Source organism: Candidatus Curculioniphilus buchneri endosymbiont of Curculio glandium, assembly GCF_964275155.1.
GTDB lineage: Bacteria > Pseudomonadota > Gammaproteobacteria > Enterobacterales > Enterobacteriaceae > Curculioniphilus > Curculioniphilus buchneri.
Genome location: NZ_OZ193413.1, coordinates 691,908 through 711,200, shown reverse-complemented (window position 1 = coordinate 711,200; position 19,293 = coordinate 691,908). Strand labels below are relative to the sequence as shown.

General features: G+C 29.2%; 9 protein-coding genes and 6 tRNA genes. 9 read left to right on the top strand and 6 right to left on the bottom strand.

Annotated elements, in window-relative coordinates:
• The first annotated feature begins 717 nt into the window (after positions 1–717).
• The 6 genes from trxA to ACICP0_RS02130 all read left to right on the top strand — a co-directional run bounded on the left by trxA (position 718) and on the right by ACICP0_RS02130 (position 5,570).
• The gene (gene trxA / locus ACICP0_RS02155; RefSeq protein ID WP_395479667.1) at positions 718–1,047 is read left to right on the top strand and encodes a thioredoxin TrxA; all 330 of its coding nucleotides are present in this window, start codon (positions 718–720) and stop codon (positions 1,045–1,047) included.
• A 409-nt stretch (positions 1,048–1,456) separates the two neighbouring features.
• Complete coding sequence (rho, locus tag ACICP0_RS02150; RefSeq protein WP_395479665.1) at positions 1,457–2,719, top strand: transcription termination factor Rho; 1,263 nt, start codon at positions 1,457–1,459, stop codon at positions 2,717–2,719.
• 2,366 nt (positions 2,720–5,085) lie between these two features.
• Positions 5,086–5,159, top strand: a tRNA-Arg gene (locus tag ACICP0_RS02145).
• A gap of 64 nt (positions 5,160–5,223) precedes the next feature.
• A tRNA-His gene (locus ACICP0_RS02140) sits at positions 5,224–5,299 on the top strand.
• A 16-nt stretch (positions 5,300–5,315) separates the two neighbouring features.
• A tRNA-Leu gene (locus ACICP0_RS02135) sits at positions 5,316–5,399 on the top strand.
• A gap of 97 nt (positions 5,400–5,496) precedes the next feature.
• A tRNA-Pro gene (locus ACICP0_RS02130) sits at positions 5,497–5,570 on the top strand.
• A 200-nt stretch (positions 5,571–5,770) separates the two neighbouring features.
• Here the strand turns inward: ACICP0_RS02130 and ACICP0_RS02125 are convergent.
• Entirely contained in the window at positions 5,771–7,495 is a 1,725-nt protein-coding gene (locus tag ACICP0_RS02125; RefSeq protein WP_395479664.1) for a proline--tRNA ligase, read from the bottom strand.
• A gap of 1,922 nt (positions 7,496–9,417) precedes the next feature.
• Between ACICP0_RS02125 and ACICP0_RS02120 the strand changes: the two genes are divergently transcribed.
• Together ACICP0_RS02120 and ACICP0_RS02115 are read left to right on the top strand one after the other, a co-directional pair.
• Positions 9,418–9,490, top strand: a tRNA-Glu gene (locus ACICP0_RS02120).
• A 302-nt stretch (positions 9,491–9,792) separates the two neighbouring features.
• Positions 9,793–9,868, top strand: a tRNA-Trp gene (locus ACICP0_RS02115).
• Positions 9,869–10,096: 228 nt separating this feature from the next.
• Here the strand turns inward: ACICP0_RS02115 and dapB are convergent.
• The 5 genes from dapB to ribF form a co-directional block, all read right to left on the bottom strand.
• Positions 10,097–10,927, bottom strand: a complete 831-nt coding sequence (gene dapB, locus ACICP0_RS02110; RefSeq protein WP_395479663.1) for a 4-hydroxy-tetrahydrodipicolinate reductase — start codon at positions 10,925–10,927, stop codon at positions 10,097–10,099.
• Between the two features lie 512 nt (positions 10,928–11,439).
• The gene (ispH, locus tag ACICP0_RS02105) at positions 11,440–12,390 is read right to left on the bottom strand and encodes a 4-hydroxy-3-methylbut-2-enyl diphosphate reductase (protein ID WP_395479662.1); all 951 of its coding nucleotides are present in this window, start codon (positions 12,388–12,390) and stop codon (positions 11,440–11,442) included.
• A 371-nt stretch (positions 12,391–12,761) separates the two neighbouring features.
• Positions 12,762–13,250, bottom strand: coding sequence for a signal peptidase II (gene lspA, locus ACICP0_RS02100; protein ID WP_395479660.1), 489 nt, complete (start codon positions 13,248–13,250; stop codon positions 12,762–12,764).
• Positions 13,250–16,069, bottom strand: coding sequence for an isoleucine--tRNA ligase (gene ileS / locus ACICP0_RS02095; RefSeq protein WP_395479659.1), 2,820 nt, complete (start codon positions 16,067–16,069; stop codon positions 13,250–13,252). Before ileS ends, lspA begins: the two co-directional genes overlap by 1 nt.
• A 19-nt stretch (positions 16,070–16,088) precedes the next feature.
• Positions 16,089–17,039 carry a bifunctional riboflavin kinase/FAD synthetase gene (gene ribF / locus ACICP0_RS02090; protein ID WP_395479658.1) on the bottom strand — a complete coding sequence of 317 codons (951 nt, stop codon included), beginning with the start codon at positions 17,037–17,039 and terminating at the stop codon, positions 16,089–16,091.
• A gap of 404 nt (positions 17,040–17,443) precedes the next feature.
• On the opposite strand from ribF, the gene rpsT reads away from it, so the two are divergent.
• Positions 17,444–17,707 carry a 30S ribosomal protein S20 gene (gene rpsT, locus ACICP0_RS02085; RefSeq protein ID WP_395479657.1) on the top strand — a complete coding sequence of 88 codons (264 nt, stop codon included), beginning with the start codon at positions 17,444–17,446 and terminating at the stop codon, positions 17,705–17,707.
• Positions 17,708–19,293 lie beyond the last annotated feature (1,586 nt).

Below are 19,293 nucleotides of genomic sequence, written 5' to 3'. Positions count from 1 at the left end.
ATATGAGTATATTTCCATGAAACTTAATAGGAAAAATGTAATGAATGCAAATATTTAGGTCTTATCAACAGATAATGTCATGTATTATTTTTTTATTTCTGATACACTGATCCAGTGTAATTTTAAATCTGATAGATCGAAAAAATATCAGACTCTATGTTATTAGTCATCCATTTCAAACACATGAGATTATTAAATAATACATAAATCGCATCTTATAAAATCCTTATTAAAAAATAAAATATTTTTAATTTTTGTCCATGTTTCTAACATTATTTCTATTGATAAGGCATAGGATATTTATGAATATATCTAAAAGTAAATGATTTTCCAGGTGTTCTCAATCTATATTATTCATATTAGCAATATGTAATAAATTAATAATTTTTTAGAACGTGAAACAATTAAATTTCACGATTCTTTTATTACTAGAGATTAAATGGTTGTTATTAATGTCATACCTATAGATGTTATGAGATTTTACTACCATGTCTTTTCTTTAGTTTATTGCTATATTTGAATAATTAATTCCATATCAGATGGAATTTCATAATAAACATACAAATAATCTAGTATTTAATATTATTAATATGAATATTGATATTCCTTTTTTTAAAAATTCTGTGTACTTAACAACATAAATTTGTATATAATGATAAGTATTTAATTAATCATTCAATACTGCGATTAAACAGTGTTCATATTATGGAGTATATCGTGAGCGATAACATTATTTATTTAAATGACAACAATTTTGAAAAAGCAATTTTATGTAAGAATAAATTTCTTCTAATTGATTTTTGGGCAGAATGGTGTAACCCTTGTAAAATGATTGCGCCTTTTTTAGTAGATATTGCAAATGAGTTTAATAACAAACTTACCGTGGCTAAGTTCAATATTGATCAAAATTCTGCGCTGATACCTAAGAGGTATAGTATTCGTAGTATTCCAACTCTATTATTGTTCTATGATGGCGAAGTAAAAGATACAAAAACTGGAGCTCTCTCTAAAGCACAGATGAAAGAGTTTCTTGTTAAAAATATGTAAATAATTTTCATGAGGGTATCTCTTATAATGGACACTAGTATCCTTAGCTATTTTCTAACATTACTTGCTAGACGTCCATTAAAAACCATGCTAGATTTATATCTATCCCATTGTAATCTTATCTATAATTTGAATTTAGGCTTGACTTTTAATTAGTAATCCATTGTAAAAATACTAAGCGTAATCCACAAAGGATAAAGAATATCTAGGAAAGCTAGGTTTAAATCAGTCTGCTATTAAGCCTTTTCAAAATCATTCTTCTTGATTATTTATATTCATACATTGCGATTGTTAATCGATGCAGTTTTACTGAAATGAAATATCATAAAGGTAGAAAGGATTATACGCTATCGTATCATTTTTAAAATTAATTCAAGAAAGATATAGCCACGTTTAAGAATCCATCATTATGAACCTTACCGAATTAAAAAATATGCCGGTTTCAGAATTAGTAACTCTTGGCGAAAATATGGGATTAGAAAATCTGGCCCGCATACGCAAACAAGACATCATTTTTGCCATTCTTAAGCAACATGCTAAAAGTGGTGAGGATATTTTTGGCGATGGAGTCTTGGAAATATTGCAAGACGGCTTTGGATTCCTTCGTTCCAGCGATAGTTCATATCTTGCTGGCCCTGACGATATCTACGTCTCTCCTAGTCAAATCCGTCGTTTCAATTTACGCACTGGCGATGCTATTGCTGGTAAGATTCGTCCTCCAAAAGAAGGAGAAAGATATTTTGCATTACTCAAGGTTAATAAAGTTAACTATGACAAACCTGAAAATGCTCGAAATAAAATTTTATTTGAAAATTTAACCCCACTACACGCTAACTCACGTTTACGTATGGAACGTGGAAATGGCTCTACAGAAGACTTGACTGCTCGTGTGCTAGATCTTGCATCTCCTATAGGACGAGGTCAACGTGGCTTAATTGTGGCACCACCTAAAGCCGGTAAAACTATGCTGCTTCAAAATATAGCACAAAGTGTTGCTTACAATCATCCTGATTGTGTTTTGATGGTTTTATTAATTGATGAACGTCCAGAAGAAGTTACTGAAATGCAACGTCTGGTAAAAGGCGAAGTTATTGCATCAACTTTTGATGAACCAGCCTCTCGTCACGTACAAGTTGCTGATATGGTAATTGAAAAAGCTAAACGTTTAGTCGAACACAAAAAAGATGTGATTATACTTTTAGATTCTATTACTCGTTTAGCTCGTGCTTACAATACTGTAGTCCCCGCATCTGGTAAGGTATTAACTGGAGGTGTGGATGCTAATGCACTGCATCGTCCGAAGCGCTTTTTCGGTGCTGCGAGAAATATGGAAGAAGGAGGCAGTCTAACTATTATTGCTACTGCGCTTATAGATACCGGTTCAAAAATGGATGAAGTAATCTATGAAGAATTCAAAGGTACTGGAAATATGGAATTGCACTTATCTCGAAAAATTGCTGAAAAACGAGTTTTTCCAGCTATTGACTATAACCGTTCAGGAACACGTAAAGAAGAATTTCTTACTTCTACTCAAGAGGAATTACAAAAAATGTGGATCTTAAGAAAAATTATCCACCCTATGGGTGAAATAGATGCAATGGAGTTTTTGATGAATAAACTAGCAATGACAAAAACTAACGATGAATTTTTTAGTATGATGAAACGTTCATAAACTATGAAACGAGGCTTCCTTGATTACATTATAGAATTACTAAGGCGATCGTAAAATTTGATATTGTTTTAGCTTTAATAAGATTAAGTTACAGAGATAGTCTTATTATATTGTAAATGTCTTACTTAACATTTGATTAATATACAAACAGACAAAAAAGTAATATTATCTCCATTTTAAGAAAAAGTTTATTTCAAAAAATACATTATGTTAGGTCATGCGAATACATCTAAAATAGACCGAAAAGACAAATAATCTACTTTTTGATAAAATTATTAAAGAGTAGATTGCTTCAATCATGTGATATTTGATTTTTTGTTTTGGTGGTACATTTATATTACTTCGATTAATAATAGATTATTAGATTCCTTATATAACAAGGCTATCATTTAATATATTAAAGAGCATGAGTGATTACTAATGTTTCTTAATATTAAAAGTTTAAGCTTTGATTGATGCTCTATCATCTTGATGATAGAGAATTCATCTAATCATGATTAATGATTTGATGCATATCCCTAAAAAGGCAATATGTATTGCTTAATGATGGTTTTGACTGAATATAAAATATATTGATCAACGTTACAAAACTTGATAAATTACATCAAATTATATTTTTTTGCATATAAAAGAACAATCTATAAATAATAGTAGATTTACTATCTAATTGGACGTGCAAGTCTGAAATACAATGAACATTGTGTCTTTCTTATCTGTTTGAAAAAAGACAATTTTATTCAAGACGAATTAAATATATACTATTTGATGATTATCATCATTTTTCGTTAGCATTATCTTGTTTTTTACTATAAATATATACTTTTTAAGATGAGACTAGGCCTTTTAGCAAATCATAAACTATTCTATCCTTAATATTAATTTATAAAAATTACATGTTATTAATTATTTTAATTAAATTGAAATTCAAAAGCAGATGAACATTTACTTTTAATTAAGATTTATAAAAATCAAGGGTACCAATAACACAATACAGTTAATTAGCCGCTTTTAATTCTATAAAAATAATAGATATTACAGTCAAAGACTGGTATGCTTACTTATTTATCCTAGTAATTTAGCAGAATTTTATAAAATTGAATTAAGATTTAATATATTATTGTAATCTTAATCATATTAAGCGACAATTATATTAAAACTTTACTTTAATCTAATAGTTCACTATCATATGTATGATAGCTGGTCAATGTTTGATTAAAAGTTTTTAAATATTACTAATGTTCAGATGGTTCGATAATGTATACGCATGTCAATTATAAAATTAGTAATTTTATTGATTTAAACACTATATACTTTGATGGATATTAATCCTTAAAGAAATATATTTTTCGTATATTAACATTCTATTACTTCTTAGCGTAATATTTTCGATTAAATATTAGATAATATTTTTAGTATTTATATCTACAAAGCTCAATCTTTTATTAAGAAAAAGAAAAACTAAAAATAACCATCTATTTCAAAATATAATTTACTATTTATTGCACATGTCAATATTGTAACGATTACAGAACCATTGTAGTCACTAACTTAAAGCTAGTCGGATATATTATTTAATTATCAAAAACAATATGATGATATTGTGCATACTTCCATACTAAATTATGAGCTTTTATAACTTATATAGTTCCCTATTGGATAACAGGGATCAATTATATAATTGAATAAAATAGTATGTAAATTAAGTTTCTGTCTTATAGAAGACACTATGCATTGTTCTTATCATGGTCTTAGAAATTTGCCATTGATACTTTCATATACTCTTAATAAAATTTTAACTTTATTGCAACATAGAATAACAGATACGAAAGTATATAAAATTAATAGAATCGGATAATAAGAAAAAATTACTAGTAATTATTTAACTTTAGAATTATCCTACTTATTTCTGGGGGGGAGAAATAATGTTATGAAAGTGTCAATTATAAGTCTATCACTTTAGGTGAGATTACACAGCTATGTCTCATATGATGTACAGCTAGCTTTATCCGTATATTTTAGTCATCTAAGCCAATTCACTAAAATTTTACATCTAAACTATTATTTTTTTATCAATATAATAATCATGTTAGCAAATACTAATAGAACATTAAAAAACGACTATAATCATGAAAAAGCAATATATCAAACGTATTAACTAATTATGCAATCGTGAATACAATTTTTACTTTAAACTAATAAAATTAAATATTTTTGGTAAATCTTATGAATCAGCAGATAAAAACTCTTGTATATCTATTATGAATAAATTAAATTTATAGATAGTCAACAATAATATCAAGCTTTTGAACATACTAGCTAACTGATAGCTAGTAAATTAGTAGTATCTTCACTAACAACATTGTTATGTGCCCGTAGCTCAGATGGATAGAGCACTACCCTCCGAAGGTAGGGATCTCAGGTTCGAGTCCTGTCGGGCACATTATGTGATTGATATAAAATAAAATTATGAAGAATTTTTTCTATGTTCAGCCGTATAAGCAATGGTGATTGTAGCTCAGTTGGTAGAGTCCTGGATTGTGATTCCAGTTGTCGTGGGTTCGAATCCCATCAGTCACCCCACTAATAATATGAGTGTGCGAAGATGGCGAAATCGGCAGACGTGCTAGCTTCAGGTGTTAGTGTCTTAACAGACGTGAGGGTTCAAATCCCTCTCTTCGCATCATGCCATCCATTAAGTTATACAAAAATTTTTAGTTTCATTTTAAGTTTATTTAAAAGGAAACATAACACTTTTATCATCCGTAAAATAGCATATTCGGCGAGTGGCGCAGTTTGGTAGCGTGACTGGTTTGGGACCAGTAGGTCGGAGGTTCAAATCCTCTCTCGCCGATCAGTATTACTTCATAGTAATATACTGTTGTAAGTTACTTGAAGTTAATAGTAACATTATTCTATCAAAGCTCTCTTTTGAGCCTGTCTTTGAATATTAATAATAATTTTGTATTAGATATTTTTCTATTTAATATTATTAAGAATAATGTTTGACTTTCAAGTAAAAATAATTAGAAAAAATTTTATAAAGATAAAGGTTTAATGTACAGAGAAAATTGTACTAATCAAAAAATCTACAATTTCATTTAAATTTATGATCGTTTTTTTACCACTACGACGATTTTGATATTCAATTTGTTCTTTATTTAAATTATTCTGTCCAATTACAAGTATATGTGGTACACCAATTAATTCCATATCAGCAAACATCACGCCTAAACGTTCATCACAATCATGAAGCAATACATCGATATTACACGCTTGAAGTTTTTTATAAAGCATTTCAGCTACTTCCCTTCCTCTAAGGAATTGGCGTACGTTTATTGGTAAAATGGCCACGTTAAACGGTGCTAATACTTCAGGCCATACAATACCACGATCGTCGTGGTTTTGCTCAATTGCCGCTGCGACTACACGAGTAATACCAATACCATAGCAACCCATAATGACATTTTGGCTTAAACCATTTTCTCCTTGTACGATAGTTTTCATTTTTTCTGAATATTTTGTTCCTAGTTGGAAGATATGCCCTACTTCAATGCCGCGTTTAATTTTCAAAGTACCTCTACCATCTGGACTAATATCACCGCTGACAACTTTTCTTAAATCAGCAATTTGTGGTATAGGGAGATCTCGGTTCCAATTGATTCCAAAGAAATGTTTTCCATCACAATTAGCACCAGCAGTGAAATCGCTCATTGCTGCAACGCTATAATCAATTATTAAAGGAATAGATATATTGACTGGACCTAAATAACTGGATCCAGTACCTGTAACCAAGCGAATTTCTTTTTCGCTGGCAAATGTTAACGGCATAGAAATTTGTGGTAATTTCTCAGCTTTGGTTGCATTAAGTTGATGATCACCACGAATCATCAACGCTACTAGCGTACAATCAGCGTCTTTATGAGCTTTAACAACTATAGTCTTGACTATTTTTGTTATTGGTACTGTAAACTGTTTTACGAGATCATATACAGTATGAACATTTAAAGTATCTACTAAATGTATCAATTGGCTTGGTGCCATACATATAGTTGTGTGATCGATCACTTCTACTAATTCAATGTTAGCAGCATAATCAGATTCAGTAGAAAAAACGATTTCATTTTCACCGCTACCAGCTAGAATATGAAATTCGTGAGATATACTACCTCCAATAGAGCCAGTATTTGCCTGTACTGAACGAAAATTTAGCCCCATGCGAGTAAAAATACTTCTGTAAACTTGATTCATAATATTATAAGTAGTCTCTAATGAATCTAAGCTTGTATGGAAGGAATACGCGTCCTTCATTATAAATTCACGTGAACGCATTACTCCAAAACGCGGACGTACTTCATCGCGAAATTTGGTGTTTATTTGATAAATATTCATTGGAAGTTGTTTGTAGGAAATAAGCTCTTTTCGCATCAGATCAGTTATCACTTCTTCATGTGTTGGACCTAGTACAAATGATCGTAATCTTTGGTCTGTAAGTGTCATAAGTTCTTGACCGTATTGTGTCCAGCGTCCACTTTTTTTCCATAAATTTGCAGGTTGCACTATAGGCATAGATACTTCCATTGCGCCAGCATGATTCATTTCTTCACGTACGATCTTAATGATTTTATGCAATACGCGCAATCCAGTAGGCAACCAAGTATAAAGACCGGAAGCTAGTTGGCGAACCATTCCAGCGCGCAACATTAGCTGATGACTAATACTTTCAGCATCGACAGGTATCTCTTTAAGAGTTGAAAGTAGGTATTTGCTAGTACGCATATTTGGTTATTTTCCATAAAATCAGCGTGCAATTATCAATGTCTAAAAATAAATTATAATAAAATACTTCCTTGATTTTACTAAAAATAGTCAACTTAAACGGACCAAAAATCAATTAATTAAAATTCTATTATTTTATTAGAAATAAATTACATTAATAATGGTTAAAAAAAATGTTTTAGATTAAAAATCTAAATTATTTTTTAAAAATTCTTTTTAAATATAACTTAAACTTCACAATTCTAACTGTGATAACAGAACAATGTTCTTTTTTTTAAACATTCTTGTTTAAGAAAAAACTGTGCTACTTCCTTTACTTGTGTTATTTCTGCATTATATCATGAAACATATAACGACTTATACTACTACATAATAGTAGTACTATGTCACATCATACTATTTTAAAATCTAATTAAATTTAATAGTTCATAATTGAATGAGTTTTAATTGATATTACTCTTTAATTTAGTAAAATTATGTTAGAATGCTATGGATCATCTGTAATGTTTGAATCTAGATTACTAAATTTAATTAACCTGCTTTATATTTTTTAATTTTTAATATAATTATTGCTAATGGAATATTAATAATTTTTTTAAAAACATGTTAGAAGGTTGGATAAAATAAAATTTTTAAATGATTGCATATAGAACATTTTAAATATTTTTTATTTTAAGCAACAGAATATTTAGTAGAGTCAATTCTATTTAATATAGATAGCAATAAAAAATAGAATAACCGATATCTATACTATTTATTTTTAATCAGCATAAATATGCTTGCTACTTAAATATGTTATAGAATGGATGCCCGACAAGAAGCTTAGGATAATCTGATCCAGATCAGATTAAGTCAGAAGGTGATGATGATTTTCTTAAAAAAATCGTAGATATACCATATATGATGTAATAATCAATGAAAATTAATGTAGATTAAGTTAAATTAAATATTATTATTCAATAATCTAAATCAAATCACGTACTTTGAGAAAAATGCTTTAACTTGCTATTTGTTTGACATAGTATACTTATATAGATTTTATATAAAATAAGAAAAAGATCACTTTCTATTCTATGATACAGGATGTATCAGTTACCGATATTTAAAATAATGCTTAACTATATATTAATGATATAATAAGTTGAATCTGGATTTTCTATGTTTTAGAAAGGCATTATGTAATCATAATACAAGTAATTAGGCAATTTGAGTTATGATATTGTTCATCTATTCTTCATAAGAAGAAATCAAATGTTATCTATGTACATTAAAAGAATAGAAAATTATATTTATTCACATTTATGTGAAACAATGGATATACATATAGTGTATATGCATGTCATACAGCGAGCATTTAACAAACAGATTACATAATTTGATATATTTAATGATATATAAATATAAACGTAGTTTTATTTATTTTATATTGATGTAAAGTATGCATCTATTGCACAGTTGAAAACTTGCTTTTAATATAATAAAGCATGATTACATATACATTTATCATTAAATTAATTTAGTACTCATTAAATAATAGCTAACTATTTATTATAATTGGAAAAAAAGAAAATTAACGCATGGTTTATCACTATAAACAAGATAGATTTTTTTAACATGCATGCATATCATTGTATGATAGATTATATAATCTAATCTGATTCAGGCCTTCTATTTAATAGAATAGCGTTGGCATGATTCGTTATATATTCTACCTTCTAAAGAAGGTAGGACAAATATATATTACTATAATTTGAGTATATAACTTTATATATATTATTAATAATAATTAATTACATTAAATAAATAAGAAATAACACCTTAAAGATAAAAAAGATAAAACGAAAAACTTGACTTAAGTATTTTGTTAGTAATCTCTTTACAACGTTTTACTTTGAAGTATCATCTATGTATGTATAATTTCTGTCCCCTTCGTCTAGGGGTTTAGGACACTGCCCTTTCACGGCGGCAACAGGGGTTCAAATCCCCTAGGGGACACACCGTATTTTTATAGTATATCTTAGAGGGAGACGAATACAATATATCGCGATGTGTTTGAAACGTTATTATAAAATGCATTGCTAATTAATACACACTAGTGAGAATTTAGGTAGATATATATCAAATTTTTTAAAAAATAAATAGCAATGGACATTGCGGAGGAATTTGTTGTTTTATTTCTACATACTTCTAATTCTAAAGAGATATGTATGCCAATACTGAGATGATAACTGATAAGTAAATTAAGTAAATATTAATGCTTTTACTTCCATACCTTACCTTGCTTTTTTCATATATATAGGGGCGTAGTTCAATTGGTAGAGCACCGGTCTCCAAAACCGGATGTTGTGAGTTCAACTCTCTCCGCCCCTGCCACATCCCACCATAACTTTATTCAAGTTTTTTAAAATATTTTAAATATAGAAAAAATCACAATTAAAATTTGAGATAATTTTGACAAATGCATGTGTCATGAGCATTGTCTTTTTTTGAATGAAGTTGTGAGCATCAACGTCCAATATTTTTTACAAGCATAAATTATATGTTGAAATCAAAATTTGATGTACGATTTTTCATGTTTTAAAAAAATATTTGTTTATAAAATTATAATTGTTCGAGATTTAAAACATGTATCATATTAAACAAGCCATTTTTCTTTTTACTAGATAGCCATACAGCGGCATGTATAGCCCCATTAGCAAAAGCCATTCGACTACAGGCTTTATGAGTAATTTCTAAACGTTCATCGATATTTGCAAATATTACTGTGTGCTCTCCAACAATGCTGCCAGCCCGTATTGTGGAAAAACCAATTGGTTTTGTTACCTTACGCTGATTAATATATTTTTCATGACCATAAATTGCGCAATCAGAAAGCGAATAACCGAGAGTTTTAGAAATAGTTTCACCCATAGTTAGAGCAGTACCTGACGGAGCATCAACTTTATTATGATGGTGCGCTTCAATAATTTCAATATCAGCGTTTTGTCCTACCACTTTAGCTGATTTTTCTAATAGTTTTAGCATCAAATTAATACCAATACTAAAATTAGAAGAGAAAACAATACCTATTTCATGCGCTGCTGCATTTATTTCTAATTTTTGCATTTCGTTAAAACCAGTTGTTCCAATAATGATATTTACATTATGTTTTCGACACCATTTTAAATAAGACAAACTAGCTTCTGGATGAGTAAAATCAATCAAAATATCAAAATCATTTTTTACTATTTCTAGATTTTCTTTTACGATTATTCCTAGAGATCCGATTCCAGCTATCTCTCCAGCGTCCATACCACATATTTTAGAACCTGGATAAGTTAATGCAGCACACAACATGACTTTATCTGATTGTGTTACAACTTTCATGAAAGGACGCCACATCCGACCACCAGCACCGGATATAGCGATACGTATAGGTTGTTTATGAAACATGATCATGTCCTACTTTTCATAACTTTATGTATAATCATTATTAATACCATTTTTAATATTATTAAAATATAAATAATATATAGTCTAAAACGAACAAAATAACAACATAATGACTTAAAAAATATATTTCAAAAATGGAAGTTAACATACATGTTATAAAATTAATATGTATAACTTTCCCTTCCCTATGTTTAATTTTAATCGATGATATCTATTATTCTAGAATAGAACGTATATGGTTTTTTATACAGTTTGATAATGAAAAATTAAAATGCTCATTATTTTAAATAATACTTTATTTTAAATAATACTTTTAAAGTATATATTTATTATGCATATTGATAGTTAAATAGTGTTTGTCTAAAAAAGTAAACATTCTTTAAATTTACACATTTGGAAAGATATAAAACTTTTTATAAAATATTTTTAAAAATTAAACGAATTAAAAAAATGAACTTCTATTATGTATTTAGATATATTAGATATGTTATCCAACATTAAATTACCAATTATTAATATTGAATCCTTACTTTTATCCTTAGTTCTTTTGGTAAATCAAATACAATATTTTCTTTACGACCAACAAGCTCGTCAACACTGTTAGCACCAAGTAGTCGTAACTGTTCAATGACCTGACAGACTAAAATATCTGGTGCAGAAGCACCAGCTGTAATGCCGATGGTATGTATTTCATGAAACCAAGTTTCCTGTATGTCGATAGCACTGTCAATCAAATGACTTGGTTTACCAAGTCGTTGAGCTAATTCGGCTAATCGATTTGAATTAGAGGAATTTTTTGATCCAACTACTAATATTATATCTGCATTAGCCGAAAGATTACGAACTGCCTCCTGTCGATTAGTAGTAGCATAACAAATATCATTTTTACGTGGTCCTACAATTTTAGGAAACCGTTCATGTAATGCACTGATGATATTTGATGTATCATCTATTGATAAAGTAGTTTGTGTCACAAAACATACAGTATCGATATTCTTTACCTTCAGTTGCCAAACATCATTCAGAGATTCAACTAAATATATACCACCATAAGGATTATTATATTGTCCAATTGTACCATCTACTTCTGGATGACCACGATGACCTATCAATATAGTTTCAATACCTTGTCGACTAGCTCGAGAAACTTCCCTATGAACTTTAGTCACTAATGGACAAGTAGCATCAAATAAAATTAAATCGCGCTTCTGTGCTTCAGCACGTACTAATTTAGACACTCCATGAGCAGAAAAAATTAGAACGGAGCCATTTGGAACCTCATTAATATGTTCAATGAACATTACACCAGATTTACGAAGGTTATCCACTACATAGTGATTATGTACTACCTCATGGCGCACATAAATTGGAGCACCATATGTCGCTAAAACACCCTCTACAATACTGATTGCCCTGTCTACTCCAGCACAGAATCCTCGAGGATTAGCTAGTAAAATACGCATTAATTTACTTTGTTTTGTTCTCGGATGTTAATGACTCATATCTTTTTAATATCTAATAATACTAAATAAGTAATCATAAGCTGATACAAACGCTGATAAATCTTTTCGAGTACAGCAACAATATTATTTGTTTACTAATATTTACATTAGCATACCATACAATGGTTTTTTCTATTAGATATCTACGTATAGAGTGAAGTAAATTTAAAAAAGATTAAATGACATTTAACTTCATCGATATACATTTTATTTAGTTTTCTTACTATAAAATAGAATATCAATATAAATTGATCCCTGTTTTAATATCTAATGAGTATAACACGAAATATTACTACTGTTACATATATATTAATACATTCTTTTTATTGATTTCAATCACCTGAATGTCGACAAAAATCTTTCAATATAATTAAAATAGTACCAATACAAATGCTTGAATCTGCTACATTAAAATTTGGGTAATGCCAATTACCGATGTAAAAATCGATAAAATCAATAACTACACCATACATAATTCGATCAAATAAATTTCCTAACGCACCACCGATAATCATTGCATATCCCATATTAAATAATCGTTCTTGATGTTTTAAATTATACATTATAACTAATAAACTCACTGAAATTACAACCGAAATAATACAAAGAAACCATCGTTGCCAACCATCTTTATTCGCGAAAAAACCAAATGCAGCACCGGAATTATGAACATAGGTAAAATTAACAAAAGAAACAATTGATATGGATTCTCCTAGAGAATAATGTTTCATTATTAAATACTTGCTATTAATATCTAATACCAAAATTACCAATATTAGCCAAATCCAGCGCAGCCCGGTAGACATTAACAATTTATTCATTAGATATACTTGCGTTCTTCTCCTAAACCAACGACATTTTTAATACAGCGACTACAAATTTCTGGATAATGGGCATGTTCACCAACATCAGTTTCATAGTGCCAACAACGTGAACATTTTTTTCCAATTGCTTTTTTCAAAATAACCTTTAGTCCCTGTACTCCTTCACATTGGATCGCATCATTGCTGGCTTCAGCGTAATCTAATATGGCTGATGATGAAGTTAATAAGGCAAAATGAAGTTCATCTTCAATGATACATAATTGAGAAGCTAGAGTGGGTTCTGCATATAATGTTACATTAGCTTCCAGTGAACTACGAATTCTTTTATCTATTCTTGCTTGCTCAACAATCTTATTTATTTCATTACGTATTTGTAGAATTATTTGCCAATATGCATCGTTTAGTGGTAATGAAACATCTAAGCCAAATAAGCCATCGTACCATTCTTCAGTAAAAACGAACTGTGTTCGTTTACCGGGTATATAGTTCCAAATTTCATCAGCAGTAAATGACATAATCGGTGTTATCCAACGTACTAATGCTTCAATGATATGATACAATGCAGTTTGGCAACTTCGACGCGGTACGCAATCAGATTTGGTTGTGTATTGACGATCTTTGATAACGTCTAAATAAAAAGCACTCATTTCAACTGAACAAAATTGCATTATTTGTTTTATGACATTATGAAAATCGTAATTTTCATATGAATTTTTTATTGTTGTTTGTGCTATCTGTGCTCGTTCTACTGCCCAACGATCTAGAACCACCATTTGTTCTGGACGGATACTATGTAAAATTGGATCAAAATCACTTAAGTTAGTCAAAAGAAATCGTGCTGTGTTTCGAACACGACGATAAACATCTACCGAATGCTTAAGAATATCATTAGATATTGCCATATCACTAGTATAGTCAGTAGAAGCAACCCATATTCGTAAAATATCTGCACCTAATGTATCTATCACTGTCTGAGGACTAATCACATTACCTGCTGATTTAGACATTTTTCGTCCCTGACTATCTACGGTAAATCCGTGCGTCAATACTTGACAATATGGTGCTTGATTTCTCATAATAATAGAAAGTATTAATGATGACATAAACCAACCGCGATGTTGATCTGAACCTTCCAAATATAAATCTGATTTACATCCTTCAAATTCAGGTCGCGTTTCTATTACAGAAAAATGAGTAGAACCAGAATCAAACCATACATCGAGTGTATCTTGAACTTTGTGATATTGCATTGCATCTTTACCAAGTAAATCTATCGGATTTACATCCCACCAAAATTGAATTCCCTCTTGTTCTATACGTTGAGCAATAATTTCTAATAATTCAATGCTATTTGGATGCAGTGCACCAGTATCATTATGTATAAAAAGGGCTATTGGTACACCCCAAATACGTTGGCGAGAAATACACCAGTTTGGATGTATATCAATCATAGTTTGAATACGTTCTTTACAAAAACTTGGTATCCAATGCACATCTTTAATTATTTTAAGTGCCTTCTTACGAAGTTCGTGTCGGTTGATATTAATAAACCATTGTAAAGTGGTACGAAAAATCGTAGGTGTTTTATGACGCCAGCAATGAGGATAACTATGTTTTATCTTTTCTATATGTAGTAAAGAGCCATTATGACGTAAGAGTTTTATAATTACTTCATTCGCCTTAAAAACTTGTAATCCATTTAATTCCGGAAGTATTCCAGATAACATTAATCCATCTGAACCAACTAAATTAATAATTTCTAAATCATACTTTTGTCCTATAGTATAATCGTCAGGACCATAACCAGGTGCTATATGTACTGCGCCAGTTCCTATTTCTAGTGTGACATGATTACTTAGAACAGTTGGTACATTGAATAACATAAATGCATGATGAAAACTTAATTGTTCTAAATTTTTACCTTTAATACTGCTTAATATTGTCCAATGTAACACACCAATGCGTGTCATAACATTTTTTACAAGTTCAGCTGCTATAATATAGCTTTGATGTTTACTAATTTTAATTAATTGATAGTCAAAATTAGGATGGATAGCAATTGCACGATTAGCTGGTAGCGTCCACGGAGTTGTGCTCCAGATTATCAACGCAATAGAACTAGAAACATTAGAAATCTTAAATTTAGTAGCAATAGCATTAGTGTCAACAGCTGTAAAGGATACATAAATAGATGGTGAAATTCGATCATAATATTCTACTTCTGCTTCTGCCAATGCAGAATGGCAATTAATGCACCAATGTACTGGTTTAACCCCTCTTTGCAAATATCCATTAGTAATGATATTGCTAAGTGAACGTACAGTGTTAGCTTCAGTAGTAAAATCCATCGTCAAATAGGGATTTTTCCAGTCGCCAAGTATACCCATGCGAATAAAATCTTTTTTTTGGTTTTCAACTTGTTCTGCAGCATATTGTCGACAAGCAACACGAAATTCTGTAGAACTGATTTTTTCGCTTGGTTTTCCTAAAATTTGTTCAACTTTTAATTCTATCGGTAATCCATGACAGTCCCAACCTGGTATGAAAGGAGAGTTATAACCCATTAAGCCTTTATATTTGATGATAATGTCTTTGAGAATTTTATTAATCGAGTGGCCAATGTGAATACTACCATTTGCATATGGAGGGCCATCATGGAGAATGAATATTTTTTTTCCTTTCTTAGCACGACGAACTAAGTCATACAAATTTTGTTCATACCAGCGTTTTAATATTATAGGTTCACGTATAACTAAATTTCCACGCATAGGAAATGTTGTTTTTGGTAAATTTAAGGTATTTTTATAATCGGTCATTCAATGTTCTATTCCATATTTAGTAAGAATGCTGATGAATCGTTGTTAGCTTAAAATAATTATTGACATTTTGTACGTCATTTATTATTTGATATTTTAATGCATCGAGCGATGCAAACTGTTGTTCATTTCTTATTTTTTTACATATTACTACCTCTATGTGACGACCATATAAATTTATAACCATATTCAATAAATGCACATCCAGTCGTTGGCACAAACCAGATACTGTAGGTCTAGTACCTATGTTCATTACACCGGGAAATGGTCGATCAGAAATACCATAAACCTCTACTGCATATACTCCATTTATCGGTGTTTTCCTTCCTTGAAAAGATATATTAGCTGTAGGAAAGCCAATAGTACGTCCTACTGCATCTCCATATATAACACGACCAGAAATACGATATGGATGCCCTAATAGCATTTCTGCTTCTAATAATCTATCATTTTTAAGAGCTTCGCGCACAGCAGTACTACTGATGCGTCGTCCACCTTCAGTATAAGTGATAGTTTTTATCACTTCAAAACCAGCTTGTTGACCCATATTAAATAACATGTCAAAATCACCTTGACGACGCGCACCAAAACGAAAATCATCACCTATACCAATAAAATGAACCCCTAACTTTTTTATTAACAAATCGTATACAAATGTATGGGCATTAATTGAAGCAAATTTTTTATTAAAAGCAATACATAATACTACATCCACTCCAGCAGTCTCCAAGTACTTTATTTTATCTCGTAACCTGGTTAATCGTGCTGGTGCATCTTTCCCAAAAAAGTATTCCTGCGGCTGTGGCTCAAAAAGTACTACTATGATTTGAAGACCACGACTATAACTTTGGGCCCGCAACTCTGCTATAATCGCTTGGTGTCCACGATGAAACCCATCAAAATTACCAATAGTTAATATGCATCCGTGATGATGTGGCTGTAAATTATATATGCCTCGAATAAACTCCATAAAAAACTCAAAAGATACCTAAAATAACAGCAATCGATGATTTATAATTCATACCCTAAACGAAATTACACAGCTAATTCCAATCTTTGATTTTATGTGGATAAAATAATCATGTTCATTTTCATTCAAAAAGATATTGTTCATTTCATTATGAAAATTTAACTAAAAGCTGTGCGTTGTTCTTAAAAATGTAAATTTTACATACATGTTATCAGGTGCTGTTGTACGTAAAGATTATATTTGTTGATACAAATTAGTATAATGAATGTGTTGTATATTAGCGTATATTTCATATATAATTGCATCTAATTCATAAAATTATTGAATCAATAGATTTTTAAAAAAATTCTTTAATATTTCCTTGTTTCCTTTTATTTTTAGATTAAAAATGGAGGTTAAGTTTTGTGGCTAATATTAAGTCCGCTAAGAAACGTGCCATGCAGTCTGAAAAACGTCGTCAACACAACGTCAGCCGACGTTCTGTTATACGTACCTTTATAAAAAAGGTTGATTTAGCTATTACAGCTGGCGATAAAAACGCTGCATTAAATGCATTTTTTATCATGCAACCTATTATTGATCGTCATGCTACCAGAGGCTTGATTCATCGAAATAAGGCTGCACGGCATAAATCAAATTTAATTACAAGAATTAATGCGATGCATTAATTACCATTTATTATTTATTTTGTTATTTATTTTTTATATAAGATATAAACACTAATTTAATTTAGTGTTTATATCTAAGATTGCCTATTTTTATACATAAAGTATAAATAGATTTTAAATCTGAAGTTTATGTTTTCTTTTTTAAATTTAAAAGACAAATTTTTTAAAAAAAGTGAACTACATGTGAATCTATATATTCAATTATTCGAATAAATAACTATATTTTTCTACGGCTATGATCATAGGAGCTATCTTATAAATTATAAATAATGATGTATAAATATTTAAAATACATAGCTTGTTATTGCTATTTTATTTTAATTTAAAACCGAATCAGTTTAAGACTGTGAAAATTTATACTTTTATTTTTGTATTATTTTATGGTATGACAAGCATATTTTTTGATTAGAACACACATTATAGGTAATATGTATGCTATTTTATTCTACTTAATGAACAAATAAATTTGGCTGAAATTTATATATCTACGTTATTGTAATAATACTGAGTATCAACTTAAAAATTAAGCTCTATTACGTATATTTATAATATAATTAAAATATAAAAACAATTTATGTTGAGATATTGCGTAAAACTAATATTTTACTTTACTAAAAATAGTAACTTGTTATAAGTGGATTAAAGCGTATCCCTTATTAAAGATCAATTAACAGATTAAATTTAAATTTAAAAGCACAAGATAGTGTAATATGTACATTCATTGTATTGATTTTAAGTTAATCTTTAATATTTTACTGATTAATGTAATTTAATAAGGAACGCGTAGTGTATAACGTATATACAATAATATACATACATAATGACATATACACAGGTTTATTTGACAGCCTAATGTAAATTAGATTATGATGTAATTAATCATAACTTTGATTATACACGATATGCTAATAGTTATAGGATTAGTTAGCATTATCAATAATTCATACGTTGTTTGCATTATATTTAAAATCTATTGGTTCATCTCAATCAAGCCATGCAGGCAGTGTTTATTAATTACATTCACTTTTTTTATAGTAAGAGATAGTATATGCCTATTAATAGATTTAAAAAATAAGTTCATTTTTCAAAAACAAAAACAGTGGATTTAATTAAAATTAGAAATAGTATACTATTATTCAATGTTAATATTTATGTTATTTCACATATTGTGGCGTATTAATAAATAATGTTGTATATCTAATAAATTTTTATGATTATCTATACTTCTATTAAATTAACGATAAATAATAATTTTGCATTTTATTATTAAACCTTAATTTCATTATTTTAATAATATCTATTTAATAAATTGAATGTACTATAAGATATAAAAAAATTTTAGATGATCATCTAATCTGATAATATATGGATAACTTTAATAAAGTAAAAAAATTTTTGTACAATTAATATTGTTCATATTGAAGATAATATTAAATTATACTAATTTCATAGAAGTGATGAAATCATTAGCAATGATTTTCATTACTTTTAAATAAATATAGAAAATTTATTTAAAAATAAAAACTCAGATTTTTTAAGAATGTAAAATAAATAAATGTACTTTTTTAAAGTAAATTTAATAGGTA

Bases quoted from the DNA above. Each gene is read 5' to 3' on its own strand.
- ileS (WP_395479659.1), bottom strand. From the start codon at position 16,069: ATGACCGATTATAAAAATACCTTAAATTTACCAAAAACAACATTTCCT.
- dapB (WP_395479663.1), bottom strand. From the start codon at position 10,927: ATGTTTCATAAACAACCTATACGTATCGCTATATCCGGTGCTGGTGGT.
- ribF (WP_395479658.1), bottom strand. From the start codon at position 17,039: ATGGAGTTTATTCGAGGCATATATAATTTACAGCCACATCATCACGGA.
- ACICP0_RS02125 (WP_395479664.1), bottom strand. From the start codon at position 7,495: ATGCGTACTAGCAAATACCTACTTTCAACTCTTAAAGAGATACCTGTC.
- rho (WP_395479665.1), top strand. From the start codon at position 1,457: ATGAACCTTACCGAATTAAAAAATATGCCGGTTTCAGAATTAGTAACT.
- ispH (WP_395479662.1), bottom strand. From the start codon at position 12,390: ATGCGTATTTTACTAGCTAATCCTCGAGGATTCTGTGCTGGAGTAGAC.
- lspA (WP_395479660.1), bottom strand. From the start codon at position 13,250: ATGAATAAATTGTTAATGTCTACCGGGCTGCGCTGGATTTGGCTAATA.